At 43.4% G+C, this 16,401-nt stretch carries 12 protein-coding genes; 8 read left to right on the top strand and 4 right to left on the bottom strand.

The genetic code is table 11. The features are described from left to right. Positions 1-18: 18 nt before the first annotated feature. Positions 19-1,098, bottom strand: coding sequence for an anhydro-N-acetylmuramic acid kinase (locus DQQ10_RS04825; RefSeq protein ID WP_112745628.1), 1,080 nt, complete (start codon positions 1,096-1,098; stop codon positions 19-21). A gap of 23 nt (positions 1,099-1,121) precedes the next feature. Here DQQ10_RS04825 and DQQ10_RS04820 point away from each other — a divergent pair, with 23 nt between their 5' ends. The 3 genes from DQQ10_RS04820 to lptC are packed head-to-tail and all read left to right on the top strand — an operon-like array spanning position 1,122 to position 3,677. Then, positions 1,122-1,847: a type III pantothenate kinase gene (locus DQQ10_RS04820; protein ID WP_245970278.1), complete on the top strand. Its 726-nt coding sequence runs from the start codon at positions 1,122-1,124 to the stop codon at positions 1,845-1,847. Continuing rightward, entirely contained in the window at positions 1,834-3,102 is a 1,269-nt protein-coding gene (locus DQQ10_RS04815; protein ID WP_112745627.1) for a hypothetical protein, read from the top strand. Before DQQ10_RS04820 ends, DQQ10_RS04815 begins: the two co-directional genes overlap by 14 nt. Positions 3,103-3,140: 38 nt before the next feature. Next, complete coding sequence (lptC, locus tag DQQ10_RS04810) at positions 3,141-3,677, top strand: LPS export ABC transporter periplasmic protein LptC (protein WP_245970276.1); 537 nt, start codon at positions 3,141-3,143, stop codon at positions 3,675-3,677. A gap of 4 nt (positions 3,678-3,681) precedes the next feature. On the opposite strand, the gene DQQ10_RS04805 is transcribed toward lptC, so the two are convergent. The 3 genes from DQQ10_RS04805 to DQQ10_RS04795 form a co-directional block, all read right to left on the bottom strand. Then, the gene (locus tag DQQ10_RS04805) at positions 3,682-4,560 is read right to left on the bottom strand and encodes a YicC/YloC family endoribonuclease (RefSeq protein ID WP_112745626.1); all 879 of its coding nucleotides are present in this window, start codon (positions 4,558-4,560) and stop codon (positions 3,682-3,684) included. A 72-nt stretch (positions 4,561-4,632) separates the two neighbouring features. Further along, positions 4,633-7,968: a PD40 domain-containing protein gene (locus DQQ10_RS04800; RefSeq protein WP_112745625.1), complete on the bottom strand. Its 3,336-nt coding sequence runs from the start codon at positions 7,966-7,968 to the stop codon at positions 4,633-4,635. 3 nt (positions 7,969-7,971) lie between these two features. Beyond that, complete coding sequence (locus DQQ10_RS04795; RefSeq protein WP_165823793.1) at positions 7,972-9,036, bottom strand: NAD(P)/FAD-dependent oxidoreductase; 1,065 nt, start codon at positions 9,034-9,036, stop codon at positions 7,972-7,974. Between the two features lie 98 nt (positions 9,037-9,134). Here DQQ10_RS04795 and DQQ10_RS04790 point away from each other — a divergent pair, with 98 nt between their 5' ends. The 5 genes from DQQ10_RS04790 to DQQ10_RS04770 are packed head-to-tail and all read left to right on the top strand — an operon-like array spanning position 9,135 to position 16,398. Beyond that, complete coding sequence (locus DQQ10_RS04790) at positions 9,135-9,782, top strand: MBL fold metallo-hydrolase (protein ID WP_112745623.1); 648 nt, start codon at positions 9,135-9,137, stop codon at positions 9,780-9,782. A 33-nt stretch (positions 9,783-9,815) separates the two neighbouring features. Next, positions 9,816-10,487 carry a CDP-diacylglycerol--serine O-phosphatidyltransferase gene (gene pssA, locus DQQ10_RS04785; protein WP_112745622.1) on the top strand — a complete coding sequence of 224 codons (672 nt, stop codon included), beginning with the start codon at positions 9,816-9,818 and terminating at the stop codon, positions 10,485-10,487. 13 nt (positions 10,488-10,500) lie between these two features. Further along, on the top strand, positions 10,501-13,890 hold the full coding sequence (porU, locus tag DQQ10_RS04780; RefSeq protein WP_112745621.1) for a type IX secretion system sortase PorU: 3,390 nt from the start codon (positions 10,501-10,503) through the stop codon (positions 13,888-13,890). 30 nt (positions 13,891-13,920) lie between these two features. Next, complete coding sequence (gene porV / locus DQQ10_RS04775; protein WP_112745620.1) at positions 13,921-15,129, top strand: type IX secretion system outer membrane channel protein PorV; 1,209 nt, start codon at positions 13,921-13,923, stop codon at positions 15,127-15,129. Between the two features lie 9 nt (positions 15,130-15,138). Continuing rightward, complete coding sequence (locus DQQ10_RS04770) at positions 15,139-16,398, top strand: M16 family metallopeptidase (RefSeq protein WP_112745619.1); 1,260 nt, start codon at positions 15,139-15,141, stop codon at positions 16,396-16,398. Positions 16,399-16,401: the final 3 nt, after the last annotated feature.

The following is a 16,401-nucleotide window of genomic DNA, read 5'->3' as shown; positions in this document are numbered from 1 at the left end:
CTATGAAAATTTGCTAGTTTAAAATCCAACCAGGACGCCTCCACTACTATCAACGAGCGCCCCGGTGACGCTCTTCAAACAATTTACTTCACGTCGCGCACGAAGTACGCCGAGAAAAGCAAACACAAGCGCCTCTTTATATTTTACCACGTTTTCGTCGGGTACTATCCATGCTATATCGTCGCCACCATGTTCTAATAATTTAGCAATCAGAAATGTATTGAACGCGCCACCACCCGTACATAATACGTTAACTTTCCTATGGTACGCTTTCACTGCCTTCACAATTTCAATTGCTGATGATTCTGTAAAAGTTCGAAGGCGATCATCGACTGGAATTCGTTCATCATCTAATATTTTAACAATTTTTTCTTCAAAGAATTCGCGCCCTAAGGAAGGACGTATCAATCGTAAATCTTCATAGATTTTATCCAGAGCTTGTAGCATTTTAACATTGAGATTTCCCCGCTCTGCCATGAGCCCACCCGCATCAAATTTCTTGTTGACTTTTCTTGCCAAGTAGTTCAATCCCATATTCGCGAAGCAAATGTCGTAAGCCTTGCGTTGGCGACGAATATCAATTGACAAGTTTGCAATGCCACCCAGGTTAAGGCAAACATCATAGTCAGTAAAAAGGACTTTATCACCCGCTGGAACAAGTGGCGCTCCTTGTCCACCGCGCATGACGTCTAGTGCGCGAAAATCGCAGACAACAGGAACACCACACTCAGCATATAATGCATTCCCATCGCCAATTTGATACGTAAACCCCTTTGCCGGTTGGTGAAAAATCGTATGTCCATGCGATGCGATAAAATCTACTTTCGACAATTTGTGTCGTTGCATGAAGTCCTTGCAAATTTTTCCCAGCAGCTTTCCATAAGAAACGTGAAGGGCGATTAGCTCTTCACCTACCAGCGTATGTGCCGTCGAGATGCGCTGCGTCCACGCCGCCGAATAGTCAACGGTAGTAGCTTGCAGAATATCGTATTTCCAACCCTTCGTTGTTTTCGAGAACTGACAATACGCGATATCGAGTCCATCGAGCGATGTCCCAGACATCAAGCCGATAACTTTATAGTTATTCTTTGAATCCATACTTTTGAGCACTGCAAATATAAATGATGATGAATGTAGTCGTTGATTACGGAAACACTTCCGCCAAGGTAGGCATTTTTAAAGAGCGTCGATTGGTGGATAAAATAGTGTTCGATTCGGCTGAAAAATTAAGGGGCTTTCTTGAAAACTATTCCGGCGATTACATCATCGTGAGTTCAGTATCGGTTGATGCCACGGTCGTGATGGATTGGGCTCGTCATTTTAAAGCGAAGTTTATCTTGACCCCGTCCCTTCCGTTGCCGGTTGTTAATCGATACGCAACGCCGCAGACGCTAGGTGTTGATCGCATTGCAGCAGCCTGCGGCGCGTACGAATTATTTCCCAATCAGCATTGCTTGGCTATTGATGCTGGAACATGCATCACCTACGAGTTTTTAGATGCGGGAGGCAATTACCTGGGCGGTGGCATTAGCCCTGGGCTTCGGATGCGATTTGAGGCGATGCATACATTCACGGCGCGGTTGCCGCTAATTCAGCCGGTAGACCAACCGGCTTTGATTGGCACCTCAACGGAGCAGTGTATGCAAAGCGGGGTGATTTATGGTTTATGCGACGAAATTGAAGGAATTATTTTACGTTATCATGAGAAATTCGGGGATTTGAAAGTGATTTTGTGTGGTGGGGACGCTCGTTTTTTTGAAAACAAACTTAAAGCGGCCATATTTGCGGTCCCTGAATTGGTTCTCAGCGGGTTAAACAGCATTCTGATCTATAATGTCAATCGTTAAGAAGTTTATTATCCTTTTGGTGGTCGTGGCAGCGGCGACAGAAGTATTAGCACAAGGCTCTCGCTCACCATTTACTACTTTCGGTATTGGAGAATCTTACGGGAATGCCCTCATCCACAATCAGGGAATGGGTGGCATCGGAGTCGCACAGCCTCAAGCGTGGTACCTCAATAATCAAAATCCAGCCTTGCTGGTTTATAACACGCTAACCGTATTCGAGGTTGGTGTTGTTGGCGAGTCTCGAACTATTAAAGGTGGCGGAGCAACGCATAAATCAAAGGGTGGAAATATGAACTATTTGGCAGTTGCGTTTCCGATCAAAACTTTTAAATGGACAACCTCGCTAGGGCTCATGCCTTATTCAAATGTTGATTACGACTTTGTGAATAGTGGAACCTCCGACGATAGCGTTACACCACAGGAGATTCGCCAAACTGGTACCGGTGGATTAACACAGCTTTACTGGTCGAACGGTGTTCGTATTACAAAGGAAATTACCGTCGGACTAAAAGCTGCTTATCTCTTCGGGCCGATCGATGATACTGAATCGTTGACGCTTATGAAAGATCCTACTACACACGTCCGGTTTACATCGACTGTTGAGACGAAAACTTCGTTCAAAGGATTTAACCTTGGAGGAGGTGTTTCTTTCTCAAAAGATTCCCTCGGACATAACGACAAATATCGTTTTAGCGCAGGCGCTACTTTCTCGCTCGGAAGCTCACTTGTTGGCCGTACGGAGAACCTTTACTACTTGTTAACACAAAATGGTGACACACTCGACATCAATAAAGCTGGCAAGTACAAAGGGGACTATGACATCCCAGGAAATTTGACCATCGGTGCAGCGTGGGGTAAAGGCACCAAGTGGACCGTGGCCACTGAGGTTGCCGTTGAGAATTGGAGCGGAAGCACGTTCGATACCGAAGATGAGGAATTAGACCTCGCATGGCGTGGCGCCATTGGCGGTGATTTTACGCCTGATCTATTAGGACAAAAACTTCTTCAACGGATGACCTACCGCCTTGGTGTAAGCATGGAGCAGTATCCATGGTTAAGAAATGGCAACGCGGTAAAAGACGTTGGCATTAATTTTGGTTTTTCTGTTCCATCAGGAAGATCCAGCATAGATCTTGCCTTTAAGTATGGTAAGCGCGGCGATCAGGCAAAAACAGATTTAGAAGAAACCTATTTCAAAGTATTCTTCGGAATCACTTTCAATGACCAGTGGTTCATTAAGAGAAGATTTGATTAACTGATCGCTACGCTGTCGACAATAATATCGCAGCCTACATGAAAGAATTTGCTTTTAGTCGCATTTGCATTTTGATGATGTCATGGCTTGTTCTTGCAAGCTGTAGCAAAACAGAAATCAAAAAACCGCTTGAGTATGAAGGTCCCATGCGTGAGGCTGAAAACATCGAAATGTTTTACACTGAGAATGATCGGGTAAAGGTGAAGATGCAAGCAGCGCTTCTCTATGAGTTTCAAAATGGCGATCAAGAGTTTCCCAAAGGCATCTACCTAGAATTTTACGACGAGAATGGAAAGCTGGAATCTAAGCTAAGTGCAAATCATGCTTATTTCTTTAAAGAGCAGGATCAATGGCGCGGCCAAGGGAATGTTCAAGTAGACAATGTAGCGACAGACGAACACCTTAGCACAGAGGAGCTTTTCTGGAAAAGGTCTTCGAAAAAGATATTTACCGACAAGTTTGTTACTATCCGACAGCCCGGAGAGGTCATCTACGGTGATGGATTGGATGCAGAACAAGATCTTAGTGACTACGAGATTATCAATCCGCGTGGCCAAACTAAAATTGACGATTAGTGCTTTACAGTACGTTGTTTAGTTGTTCTTTGATTTTTTCTAACTCCTCTTTCATCACAACAACATGCTTTTGAATATCAGCGTCGTTGGCTTTGGAACCGATCGTATTGATTTCTCTACCGATTTCTTGCGCAATAAAGCCTAATTTTTTTCCATTTGACTGCGACTCGTTCAAGGCTTGAATAAAGTAGTTCAAATGCGCTTGAAGTCTTACCTTCTCTTCGTTGATATCCAACTTCTCGATATAGAAAATTATCTCTTGTTCAAGGCGATTAAGATCGTATCCTTCCTCTCCAAAAAAGGCTTGAACATTTCCTTTTAATTTTTCGCGAATGCGTTGTACTCGTTTAGGATCTTGTTGCTCTACTGCGCGCAATCCTTTTTCGATCGATGCGCAGCAGGCCTTGAGCATATCTTCTAATACTTTTCCTTCAGCGGCACGAAATGTATCGCAGGCTTTAATGGCCTCGACAATACACTTCTTTACTTTATTCCACTCATCATCCGACGTATTTTCTGTCAGATTCGAATTAATGACATCCGGTGAATTGAGGGCGATTTGAAAAATGTTCTCATGGGGTGCTACTACACGATCGGCGAGCTGTCTAAGCGCGGTGTAGTAGGAAACAAACAACGCTTCGTTATATGTTTGTCGAATGGTACTTTCTCCATGACGCTGACATTCGATCGTGACCGACACTTTTCCACGTTCTAGTTTTTCACTGATAAGGTTCCGCAATTCAATCTCACGGTCGGCGAAATTTTTAGGAAGCCTAAGGTTGAGATCGAGAAATTTGGAGTTTAAGCTTTTGAACTCGACACTGATCTGCACTTGGCCATCGTCGTGATTGGTTCTTCCGAAACCCGTCATGGATTTAATCATGCTGTATAAAAAGTTAAGGCATCGTTTTCAAATGCCTTTGCAAGATAAAAGAAATTGTCAGTAGTGGTTTCTTTAAAAATCGAAGCCCAGTGTTACATGTAGACGCGGATCCTGCACTTTGTAATTTTCCACTGGCCATGCGAGGTCAAACTTTACATAATAGCCCAGCATCATGGAACGTAATCCGACGCCATAACTATATAACCATGGGTTTAAATAGTTTTTGATTTCAGCTTTGAAAGGCCCCCGTTCAACGATGTAGTAACTAACGCTATTCCCTGAATTGAAAGGAGGCCGACCCGACCAACTTGTTCCAATATCATAGAAGCCAGTCAACTGCATATTGCGAAAAAAATTGGAAGACACCGGTCCATTTGAAAGCGCTCGGATCAATGGTATTCGCAACTCAGCGTTGAATAACAAAACGGAATTTCCAAATAGCGTGCTGTAATCAAAACCCCGTAAGCTTGTGGTATACTCAACAAACAACAAATCTTGAGTTTCGCCAGCAACACCAAGCGGATTGGCTACGCCGTTACTGGTAACACCATAGTATTCAGATTTATTGAAAAGCCAATTGTCCATACCGCCAAGCAAGTAGACCTTGGGTGAATTACCAAAGAAATGGCCTGCAAACCCTCGTACAGCAAGTACAATTTCTCTATATATTTTCTGGTAGTGACGAACATCGGCAGAGATTTGACTAAAGCTTAAAGAATTATCATTTAGTCCTTGATGATGTTGATACGAAATCTTTCCGCGGGAGCCTTCAATCAAATTCAGACCAGTAGAAACAGAATTGTCGTATACCATTTCAAACTTACCACCCGCATAATAATTTGTGATCGGTTTATCCGGATCGGGCAGTGACGCGACGTTTGATTCTCCAAGCTCGGATGATCCAGCAACTGCGGCAAATGGTTTTACTGTCAACCTAAAACGATCTGATATTGGAAGCGATGCCCCCAACTCAAGACGATGCAAGGTGTATTTATACTCTTTACTAAACTGATTAATATCATTACCAGGAAGCGCGTCCCACCGAATAGCTTTTCGATCAAAGCGGACACTGAAATCCATCATTTTTGGGAGGTACTGAAACTCAGCAAAAAAGTCACCGCCACGCAAATTAATCGGCGCCATGAGTCCACCGTATATCCGATAATTTTCCAGCATGTCGTTCATTTGTGCCTCTATTTGGATACCCAGATCGCGTAGCGGATCAATTACAAGCGAGGTAACTAAATTATCGGCACTGAATCTTGGCTCGTACGGAAATGGTCCTGTAACGCGATTTTTGTCACGTGCCTTCATGTAACGCGTAAGTAACGACTCACTTGGCTGTGTTTGCTTCACGGCCTCATCTTCGAACACATAATTATCTGTATTTACCGTTTCATCTTTTTTCGCCAGTGCTGTTGCTTTCACCGTTGTCGTATCCGATTGCTGAATTAAAGTGTCGGATTTCGTCGTATCCGGCTTTAATGTATCCGCTGGAATAGCCTGCAGGGAATCCGCCGGCAGCGTTGTTGAATCATTCGCTTGTACTTCCTTCTTCCTGGCGTTTACAAGATCACGTACGCTCATTACCTTATTTTCTTCCTGCTTACGTTTTTCACGAATCACACGTGCCTGTTGCAGTTCTTTTCTTCTTGTCGATGGCGTGAACATTGAACGGTTGATGTCAAAATTCTGATCGACATAGATACTTTGCCGCTGCTTGTTGGTCATCACTGTTGCTAAGGTCTGATTAGCAAAGATGAGATCGTAGTTTTTAATACTCGAAGAAAAATTTGTCACCTGCGTATATATCTTCGTCGCTCGATTGAACTTGAAAAGGTTTACGATTCCACGCTGGTCACTTAGGTAGTAGAAATTATCAGCATCAAGGGCCAAAGGAGCATAGTCTTTACTGATTGTGTTGGTGACCCGTTCGAGCAGTACACTTGAGCTGTCTAAATCGTAGACAAACAGATTGTAATTATTGTTCAGTTTATCAAACTCAGGTTTTGCGTTTGCGCGTAATGTATCGTGCGTACGATTAGAACTAAACACGATCTTGTTTGAGTTGGGGATAAAGCTTGGATCCAAATCATCGTAAAGATCATTGGTTAACCGTTTCACACGATCGCGTCTTGTGCTTAACAAAAATAAATCGCTTCTGCCTTCAAAATCGGCACTGATGATTATCAGGCGCCCATTGTTTGAAAAATGGAAGCTGCGCACATTACTAAATTTATCGAGCGTGCGAGGCTGTTTTGTATTTGTTGCAATATCGTACAACCAAAACACGTACTGCCCTTGGCGCGTACCGATTACACCCAACACGTTCGGATCCGACCAAGCAATTAGAGGCTGCCTATAGTCTACCCGTTGGTTGATAACCTTGCTTCCACCCGCGAGAATTACTTTTTCTTTTCCGCTCGACAACGTGCGTACACGAATTACATAACGACCGCGATCATTCTCGGCATAAGCCAAATACTTTCCGTCGGGACTGAGTTTAACTTGTGTGAATTCGGTAGTTCTATTATGATGTTCTAAAAAACGGTTAGCCTCCTCGGGTTCGATGTACGACTTTGCTACCGTAGCAGACATTTCACCATAATAGCGTTGCCACTCCGCGAGCATTTGCTTGAAGGTAATCCCAAGGGTGATCAGTATACTCCGTTCCTCATTCCGGGTAACACGCGTGTAGTTAAGGATGTTGGCCATGCTACTCTTACCATACTTCTCGGTGATAAAATTCCAAATTGATTGGCCAACCAGTGCGCCCTCACGTCCACCCAGTTTAGTAGCTTTTTTCGCGCGCTTAGTCTTCATCAGCTGACGGATGTAGTCATCCATTTCTGCCGTCCAACCTTTTGCAACATACAATGATGAACCTTGCACGAACCAATCTGGTAAGTTCATCAGGATAGAACTTTGAAAAATGTCCTTCAGGTTTCCACCGAACATCATTTCATTTACCATAAGCTCGGCCATACGCGATAAAAGTTCATCTTTAAACTCTTGTGCGGTTCCCATGTGCGCCGCCTCTATGTATGGCTTGATAAAATCTGTCTCTCCCCCGACTTTATGCACATTCTTATTCAGCCCCATATTGCTCTGGCGCAAATCCGTAAGCGAGTTGTAAATAAAAACTTTGGTTTTAAAATATGGAGGATAGTCGATCATGTCGGTGATTCGATCGAACTCTGCTTCCAAAAAATTTAACGCGTCTTGCGCAACAGCACGTCGGCCGTCGTAATAGTAGACGTCGAAGTTTTCACCACTCAGGTAAACCCAATCAAAATTCCTGTATTGAATTCTGTTCTTACCAAACACTTCTCTGGCCAGCTGTGCACTGCTGGTATAAATTGTACCTACAACCAGAACGATTATCAATAATACCTTTCGAAGAATCATACGCTATTTAGGGGACTTCCAATATAATGATTTAAAACGTTCAATATCTACTTCTTTATTTAATGGTTTATGATTTTCCATCCAGCGGGTCAAAACCAAAGAAAAGTATGGCGCGAGGCTAATCCCTTTCGTTCCAAGTCCATTAAAGACAATCAGCGACTGCTGCTCCGGATGCGCCCCAAGCATGGGCCGACGATCGGGACTTGTTGGGCGCCAACCCCACTGATGGTCAACCGTCTGAATCGAAAAATCAACCAAGCCACTCGCCTTTTCTTCCAACTCCATCCGCGCCGTCAATGTGATTGCCGCTTCTTTGTCTTGTACGTTATAAGTCGATCCAATGCGCTGTCTTCCTGCACTGTCGCTTGGCAAAATATAAACGCCGCGATTTAAAATAACTTGTTCTCGAAACGGCGATTGAATAGAAATAGTCTCTCCCTTTAATGGCCGTACCGGTAGCCAGTCGAACCATCTGTTTTCATGAACGCCCTGACAAAAAATAATTCTTTTCGCGTTAACCTCACCATACTGTACGCCATCGCCAATCGGTGACAACCGCGCGTCGTCGAAATGCTCATGCCGCAGCACACCCTCACGTCTAATTCTGCCCGACACGGCCGAAATAAATGCTCTGGTATCCAAGTAGCCGCACTGCTTGAGAAGCAATCCACCGTATGGATTTTTTACATGAGCAAAATTAGGTGAGGTGAAAACTTGATCGATGAAATTAGTATATATCGGATCTACGCTCCTTCCCATCCATTCGTTCTGTTCTTCTACTGAAATAAAAGGTCGATACAGCGGCACGTCGTATAAACAGCGTGATTGGGTCGACTGTTCGACGCCGCGATAAAAAGAATGAAGCGTTGGAAATAGTTCATCGGCGAGCCAAGTACGAACCATTTTCTGCCCCGTGACGGGGTTAAACATGCCTGCCGCAATGCGCGAAGAAGAATTTCGTTCGGGTTGATCAATTACGAGGATCCGTTTACCAATGTCTAATAGCCGAATTGCCAAACACGAACCAGCAATTCCTTGCCCAACAATAATGTAGTCGAATGATTCCAATACGATGTTGATTTCAGATCAAGAAAGAATTGCAAATTTGAAATAAAATTAATGGGTCTCCCGAAAAAGGCAGCTATTTTTGAAGCTGTTTTCACGATATGTTACAATTACAAGTCTTTGCTTTTAACCCGCTTCAGGAAAATACATACATCCTATTCGACGAAACGCGCGAGTGTGTTATCATCGATCCTGGATGTTATGATGCAGAAGAAAAATACGAGCTCACCTCGTTCATCGAACATCACCAGCTTACGGTAAAAATGCTTCTGAATACACACTGCCACGTGGACCATGTGTTGGGAAATGCATTCGTGAAAGAAAAGTATAAGGTGAAATTATTCATTCATGAAAAGGATGAGCCAGTATTGAAAGCGGTAAAAGTTTACGCGCCACACTACGGTTTTTTCCAATATGATGAAGCCACCGCTGACGCTTACTTGCAGGAAGATGACTACGTTCATTTTGGGAATCAAAAACTTAAAATCCTTTTTACGCCAGGACACGCTCCGGGTCATGTCGTTTTCTACCATGAAGGACAAAAAATAGTGATCGGTGGAGATGTTCTTTTCTATAATAGCATCGGTAGAACAGATTTACCTGGCGGAGATTTTTCGACTTTGATTGAAAGCATTCATACAAAACTTTTCACCTTGCCGGATGATGTTACGGTGTATCCTGGTCATGGTCCTGAAACAACGATTGAGTTTGAAAAACAAACCAATCCATTTTGTGCTATCAAACACTAATTATCATTTTGATTGTTAAGACTTTTTAAACTTATGATTCGTCAAATACCTAACTTTCTAACTTGCTGTAATCTACTCTGCGGTTGTTTTGGAATTGTTTTTTTGTTGGAGGGTAGAAATGTACCAGCAGCTTACTTCATCTGGACAGCCGGTGTATTTGATTTTTTTGACGGTTTTGTTGCGAGGCTTCTAAAAGTTACTTCCCCTATTGGAAAAGAACTAGATTCGCTCGCCGATGTGGTGAGCTTTGGCGTGCTCCCTGCGCTTGTCATGTACAAACTCATCGGTAGCAGCACCACGAACGAGTACCTACCTTACATCGCTTTCATGATCGCGGCGTTTTCCGCAGTACGATTGGCTATATTTAACATCGACGAAACGCAATCCGATAATTTCAAAGGACTAAACACACCAGCCAATAGTATTTTCATCTCTTCTCTGCCGTTGTTGCCAGCGACAGTCACGAGCTGGCTATTTCAAGATTGGATCTTGGTAACCATTACCATTGTATTTTCATTGTTAATGGTTTCGAGAGTTGAAATTTTCGCGCTTAAATTCAAAAACTTTTCGTGGACGGATAACAAGCTACGGTTTACCTTCTTGATCCTGGCTGTATTACTCCTAGTATTGCTGCAGTGGAGCGCGTTGCCACTGATCATACTATTATACATCGCGCTTTCGTTGTTAGGAAAGGCATTCGCTTAAATCCCGAAGATTCGTGCACCGGTTATTTATAATATTTACATTCATTTTCATTTGCCACGAGCTTGGTGCACAATCATCCGTTCTACAAACCGGCAGATGGTACAAAGTTGCTGTCTCCAAAGCAGGCGTTTACAAAATTACAGGTAGTCAACTCAAGAAAATGGGTTTCAGTGCAGGATCACTTGACTCAAAAAAAGTTAGATTATTCGGGAATAGTGGCGGTATGTTGCCTCAACCTAATCTCGCGCCGCGACCGAATGACTTACAAGAACTTGCCGTTCATGTTGATGACGGCGGCGATGGAAAAATTGACAACAATGACTTCGTTCTCTTCTATGCGGAGGGCCCGAATCTGGTTGAATACGAAGTCACAAAAGAAATCTTCCGATATGAAAAAAATCTTTACAGCGACGCGAACTATTACTTTGTAACCGTTGGAAATGATTTTGGCAAGCGCATTGAAACAACCGACGCCCTGGCTGGTACCCATCCCGTTGTTGAAAGGTTTCCAGATTACTACTATTACGAAAACGATAACTTCTCTATTCTAAACTCGGGAAGGCAATGGCTGGGAGAGCGCATCAACGATGGCGGCAACGTTGATTTTAAATTTAACATCAAAGGCATTATTTCCGACGCACCTTTCAAGTTTGTTTCTTCCGTGGTGGGCCAAGCGTTTGGAGCTGATGCGACTTTTAAGAGTAGCCTGAATGGATCACCACTGCATACGCAGGTCGTGGAAGGGTTTACAGAATCCACTTATGGTTCGAAGGGAATTCAGCATCGCGACACAGTATCAAAAATAGCGTCAGCATTCAACCTCGGATCGTCAGACCAGCATGAACTTAGATTTCAATATAACAAACCAGGGATCGGTTCGGGTTTCATCGACTTTTTTCTATTAAGCTTCTCTCGACAACTTTCGAAATACGAAGATCAACTACATTTCAACTCAGGACATTCCACATCGGCAACATCGACTTTTACCATCTCAAATGTGGAAGCCACTGAAATGGTATGGAACGTCACAGATCAATATAACCCCAAGCGCGTTCCGCTTAGTATCGCCAACGAAGAAGGCCGTTTCTCAGCTCCTACCGCATCGCTACAATCATTCGTCATTTTTAACAAAAACTTTCCATCACCCGCGCTTTTGAATGAGGTTGTCAACCAAGATTTGCATGGTTCTTCCACGCCGGAATTGCTTATCATCACGCATGCAGATTTTTTGTCAGAGGCAACGCGACTAGCACAGCATCGCCAACAACATGACGGCCTGAGTACGTTGGTGACGACGACAGAAAAAATCTTCAACGAATTCTCTTCCGGCAGACAGGATGTTACAGCGCTCCGTGATTTTATAAAACACCTTTACGATCGATCGCCAGAAAAGCTAAAATCCGTTTTATTATTCGGACGAGGATCATACGATTATGTGGGACACCTCAGGACGTTCACCAATTTCGTTCCCACTTACGAATCGGAGAATTCGTTAGATCCTTTAGAAACATATTCATCGGATGATTACTTTGGATTTTTAGATGACGATGAAGGAGCCTGGACGGAGTCGCCACCGGTAGCGCACGACCTTGAGGTGGGCGTCGGCAGACTTCCGGTTAAATCTATAGATGAAGCGCGTCACATCGTTGACAAGTTGATTGAATATGATAATTCGCAGAAAAAATTTGGTGGCTGGCGCAACGATATCGTATTCGTTGCTGATGACGGAAACAACACAGACAAATTTACGCGCGAGCATCAGCTTCAGGCAAACACGTTGGCCAACGTTATCGACAATAACGCACCGGAATTCGACACGCGCAAAATATTTCTTGGCGCCTATCAAAAAACAGTGCGACCAAATGGTGAATCGATTCCTATCGTAAATGAAAAAATCGTCGAAGATTTTTATCGTGGTGCACTCATCATAAATTATACGGGGCACGGCTCCGAACATGTATGGGCTGATGAAGATGTTTTTAGTGACGAGGAGGTTTCTACCTTGGAAAACAAACGCTATCCGTTTCTTGTTACCGCCACGTGCGAGTTTGGCCGCCAAGATAATCCCGATGAAATTTCAACGGCAGAACTAAGTGTCGTAAAGGAAAATGGGGGTAGTATAGGCCTCGTAACCACAACACGACCTGTATTTTCGGTAAACAACTATTATCTCAATCAAGCTTTCTATGAGGCATTCTTCCTGCGCGAGAATGGACGGTTCCGCACCATGGGTGAGATCTTCCGCGACACAAAGAATAACAGCGAGACAGGTATTGGTAATCGAAATTTCTCGCTCATGGGCGACCCTTCTATGCGACTGGCATCGCCCAATGTGGTGGTCGATGTCACGTCACTTGAAACAAAGGATGGGAGTGATACATTGAAAGCGTTATCTACTGCGGTTGTCAAGGGTGTTATTCGTGACGTCGTGAGTAGCGATACCATTAAAAATTTCAACGGCACATTAGAGAGCATACTCTTCGATAAGCAAACAGATTTTGTAACCATCGGAAAAAATAATCCGGCATTCAGTTTTAAACAGTGGTACAATGCGCTGTATCGAGGAAAGGCAAAGGTTACCAACGGACAGTTCGCGTTTGAAATCATGCTGCCAAAAAATATTGCATACGAATACGGCGATGGGAAATTAAGTCTATACGCCTATGATCCGACTTTGAAAACAGAGGCCATTGGCGCATCAAAAGGTTTCAAGATCGGCGGCACACAGGCGAATTCAGGTCAAGACAACGGCGCCCCTATGATTGAGCTGTTCGTCGGCGACACAACATTTTTACCCGGTGGCATTGCCTCTCCGAACACAACACTTGTTGTAAAATTACAAGATGCGTCTGGCATGAATATATCAAACTATGGCATTGGCAACAACATGATTGCGACGTTGGATGGTAGTCAGACATTTTTGATAAACGAATATTATAGTGCAGACATCGATACCTATAAAATCGGGTGGGTCAATTACCCGCTTCGAAACTTGTCGGCGGGCAAACACACCATTACCGTTAAGGCTTGGGACAGTTATAACAATCCCAACCAAGCCAGTATAAATTTTATTGTTAGTGATGGTGAATCACTTGTTGTGGAGAAATTTGGGAACTACCCTAATCCGTTTGAAAATGAGACGACTTTATTCTTCCAGCATAATAGATCCGGCGATAATCTTGCAGGGGAACTCATTATTTACGATCTAGCTGGTCAGCAGCTTAAGTCATACAGTTTTTCCGTTGAGGAGAGTGGTTACGAAGTGAAACTAGTTGATTTGGATGCCTTCCAGGTGTTCGGCAAAAAACTTCCTGGAGGTTTATACTTAGCACGACTGGCAGTTCGTTCATTAACGAACGACTCTAAAACAGAAGTGTTTACAAAACTTATTGTTTTGAATTAACTATCTTTACCGACCTTAGAAACTAACCTGATGAAACTCAGCGCTAATCTTTCACTGGCCATAGCCGTCAGTTTATCCTTACAAATTTTTGTAGCCTCGAATATTTCCGCGCAAGGTGTTGGCGGGTCACCTGATCTGATTGGACAACAAGACAACGCGATCACAACGGCCGTACCATTTCTGGCAATATCACCGGATGCACGTCATGCAGCGCTTGGGGATGTTGGTGTTGCTACTTCTGCCGACCCATCGTCAGCCTATTGGAATGCCGGCAAGCTGGTTTTCATTGATAAGCTTTACGGATTTAGCGCCTCCTACACACCTTGGTTGGGTAAGATTGTAAATGACATGTCCATCTCTTATCTGTCTGGCTTTTACAAAATCAATCGCCAACAAGCCATTGGAATGTCGCTGAAATATTTTGACTTGGGAGAAATCAATTTCCGCGATAATAACAACGTAAGTCAAGGAGATTTCAATCCGAGAGAAGTTGCAGTCGACGTAACGTATTCTCGACTGCTCACAGAAAACTTTAGCGTTGGCTTATCTGCTCGCTATATCCATTCAAATCTGACAGGCGCATTTACAGCGGGGAATGACGCCCAGCCTGGTAACAGCGTTGCTGCGGATATTGGTGTGTTTTACACCACAGAACTTGGTACCAGTTCTACATTGAACCTCGGCGCTGCAATTTCGAACATCGGCGCGAAAATATCTTACACCGGCGGCGAGAACAAAGACTTTTTACCAACCAATTTGCGCTTTGGTTCAGCCCTTACGAAAGAACTAGATCCATTTAATAAATTCACATTCGCGTTAGACTTTAACAAACTGCTAGTCCCAACACAACCACGCTATGATGCGCAAGGCAATATCGTAGACGGAAAAGATCCAGATCGATCATTGCTGAGTGGGATATTCGGATCATTCTCTGATGCGCCCGATGGCTTCAAGGAAGAGATAAAAGAATTTATGACGTCAGTAGGCGTAGAATATTGGTATAACGATACTTTCGCTGGTCGTATCGGATATTTTAATGAAGCAAAAACAAAAGGCAACAGAAAATACCTCACGCTTGGAATTGGTTTTCGTAGCAAAAAGGCATTTGGCGTAGACGTCGCCTACCTTGTACCAACCAATAAACGTGAGCACCCACTTGCTGAAACGTTACGTTTTTCGCTCCTCTTCCAATGGGAAGATTTTAGTAACAGAGATTTATCAGGATCTGATACAGAATAAATAACATTCATGCTTGATCGCACCATTGCTCCTCCATTTACGAGGAGCACTTTTTTTGAGCTTATTTCACCAGTGCAAATTACGTTGCGCAATGGACTCAACGTTTACACAATCTCCGGCGGGAATCAATCGGTTATCAAAATCGAGATCTTAATTAAAGGTGGTCGATGGACTGAAAAACATTTTGGTGCTGCCTACTTCTCTGGGAGTCTTCTCTCAAAAGGCACCAGCAAAAAATCAAGTTTTGAAATCGCCCAGATATTTGATCAATACGGCGCGCACTTAGAAATTAATCCAGGAATGGATATGGTATCTATTGTACTCTATACGCTAAACAAAAATTTACAACCTACATTATCATTACTCTACGAACTTCTCACAGACGCAGCATTTCCTGAAAAAGAACTGGCGCAAACAAAATCTATTTATCAACAAAACTTGAAGGTAAATAATGAAAAAACAAGTTTCCTTGCCTCGAAACTTATTCGCGCCAATCTGTTTGGAAAAAATCATCCGTACGGAAAAGAGCTTGAAGAAGGGGATGTAAATGCAATCACCCGCGACATGCTTCATCAACATGTTCAAGCACAATTTGGAGATTTCTTGATCATCGCTTCTGGACAGGTAACGGACCGTGAACAAAAGCTCATCCAAGAAACTTTTAGCAACATACCCATCAAGGCATCGACGGCGAGTGTACATGCAAACGACGCCCTGAAGCCTTACCGTCAAATTCAAGAGAAAGAAGGGAGCTTGCAATCCTCTTTACGATCAGCAAAAGAAATCATTTCACGAACGCATCCCGACTACCCGTCGGTACTCTTTTTAACGCATGTGCTTGGTGGATATTTTGGATCGCGCTTAATGAAAAATATTCGCGAAGAAAAAGGACTTACTTACGGCATCTACGCTTCTTACAACACGCTAAAACATAAACAGTATTTAGTGATTGGCGCAGACGTTAACAAAGAAAATTTGGAGCTTACTTTCGATGAGATTAAGAAAGAATTAGCACGTTTGTACTCGGAACCCGTACCACTCGACGAGCTTGATACGGCACGCAATCATTTTATTGGAAGCTTGCAATCGGAGATGACTACACCTTTTGCCCATGCCGACAAACTGAAAAGCACATTGCTTTACAACTTACCAGAAGGATTCTATCAAACCTTGATCAACCGTATTGATCAATTAACGGACGAGGATCTTATGGAAACAGCATCTAAATATTTCCAAGGCGATAGCTTCTTCGAAGTCGCTGTTGGATAGTTT

Source organism: Pseudochryseolinea flava (assembly GCF_003286915.1).
GTDB lineage: Bacteria > Bacteroidota > Bacteroidia > Cytophagales > Cyclobacteriaceae > Ohtaekwangia > Ohtaekwangia flava.
Note: the sequence above shows the minus strand (reverse complement) of the source record. Positions and strands in the feature narration are given on the sequence as shown.

Coding starts and splice junctions, on each gene's coding strand:
- DQQ10_RS04825 (WP_112745628.1), bottom strand. CDS start 1,098: ATGGATTCAAAGAATAACTATAAAGTTATCGGCTTGATGTCTGGGACA.
- DQQ10_RS04820 (WP_245970278.1), top strand. CDS start 1,122: ATGATGATGAATGTAGTCGTTGATTACGGAAACACTTCCGCCAAGGTA.
- DQQ10_RS04815 (WP_112745627.1), top strand. CDS start 1,834: ATGTCAATCGTTAAGAAGTTTATTATCCTTTTGGTGGTCGTGGCAGCG.
- lptC (WP_245970276.1), top strand. CDS start 3,141: ATGAAAGAATTTGCTTTTAGTCGCATTTGCATTTTGATGATGTCATGG.
- DQQ10_RS04805 (WP_112745626.1), bottom strand. CDS start 4,560: ATGATTAAATCCATGACGGGTTTCGGAAGAACCAATCACGACGATGGC.
- DQQ10_RS04800 (WP_112745625.1), bottom strand. CDS start 7,968: ATGATTCTTCGAAAGGTATTATTGATAATCGTTCTGGTTGTAGGTACA.
- DQQ10_RS04790 (WP_112745623.1), top strand. CDS start 9,135: ATGTTACAATTACAAGTCTTTGCTTTTAACCCGCTTCAGGAAAATACA.
- pssA (WP_112745622.1), top strand. CDS start 9,816: ATGATTCGTCAAATACCTAACTTTCTAACTTGCTGTAATCTACTCTGC.
- porV (WP_112745620.1), top strand. CDS start 13,921: ATGAAACTCAGCGCTAATCTTTCACTGGCCATAGCCGTCAGTTTATCC.
- DQQ10_RS04770 (WP_112745619.1), top strand. CDS start 15,139: ATGCTTGATCGCACCATTGCTCCTCCATTTACGAGGAGCACTTTTTTT.